Origin of the sequence: Streptomyces sp. GC420 (assembly GCF_009916105.1) — a bacterium.
Lineage (GTDB): Bacteria > Actinomycetota > Actinomycetes > Streptomycetales > Streptomycetaceae > Streptomyces.
Genome location: NZ_JAAAXQ010000771.1, coordinates 1 through 1,135, shown reverse-complemented (window position 1 = coordinate 1,135; position 1,135 = coordinate 1). Strand labels below are relative to the sequence as shown.

Annotated in this window: 1 protein-coding gene; it reads left to right on the top strand. The window is 71.3% G+C overall.

Features of this window, described 5'->3' with window-relative positions; translation table 11 throughout:
* Positions 1–19 precede the first annotated feature (19 nt).
* Positions 20–1,135: cytochrome P450 (locus tag GUY61_RS38515; RefSeq protein ID WP_313897046.1), on the top strand; the 1,116-nt coding region annotated here is incomplete at its 3' end.

Here is a 1,135-nt window from a genome sequence, read left to right as displayed (position 1 = left end):
GGGTGTGGGGGCGTGGGCGGTGACCGGTCACGCGGTGATCAGGGAGTTGCTGACCGATCCCCGGGTCTCCAAGGACGCCTACCGGCACTGGCCGGCGTGGATCGGCGGGGAGATAGCGCAGTCGTGGCCGCTGGCGATCTGGGTGTCGGTGCAGAACATGGTCACCGCGTACGGGGAGGACCACCGGCGGCTGCGGGGGCTGGTCGCGGAGGCGTTCACGCCGAGCCGGGTGGCGCGGCTGCGGGGGCGGATCGAGGGGATCACCGGTGAGGTGCTCGATTCTCTGGCCCGGCGGCCGGGGGATGTGCCCGTGGATCTGAGGCGCTGGTTCGCGCACGTGGTGCCGTCGCGGGTGCTTGCCGAGCTGTTCGGTATCCCGTCGGGGCTGCGTGCCCGTCTGGGCCGGATCATTGCCGGTTTCTTCGACACCTCCGCCTCGCTGGAGGAGGCGCGGTGCAACGGTGCGGAGCTGTATGTGACGATGAACGAGCTCGTCGCGGGCAAGCGCGGGGAGCCGGGTGAGGATCTGACCAGTGCGCTGATCGCGGTGCGTGACGGGGATGGTGCCCGGCTGACGGAGAAGGAACTGGTCGACAACCTGATCCTGCTGTACACGGCGGGTTACGAGACCACCGTGAACCTGCTCGACAATGCGGTGGCCCTGCTGCTGGCGCATCCCGGGCAGCTCGCGCTCGTCCGTCGCGGGGAGGCGGCCTGGGAGGACGTGGTCGAGGAGACGCTCCGGGTGGAGGCGCCCGGTGCGAACGGGATCCTGCGCTACGCGGTGGAGGATCTCGAGGTGGGCGGGGTGGTGATCCCCCGGGGCGACCCGCTGGTCATCTCCTACGCCGCCGCGGGGCGGGACCCGGCCGTGCACGGGCAGCAGGCCCACCTGTTCGACGTCACCCGGGCCACCCGCCGCAACCACCTGTCCTTCGGCCACGGAACCCACTTCTGTCTCGGTGCTCCGCTGGCGCGGCTGGAGGCCCGGATCGCGCTGCGCGGCCTGTTCACGCGTTTTCCCGGTATGAGGCTCGCCGTTGCCCCCCGGCGGCTGCGGCCGCTGGAGTCGTTCATCTCCAACGGGCACCGTGAACTGCCGGTGCTCCTCGGTCCGGTGGACGCGGGGCGGGAG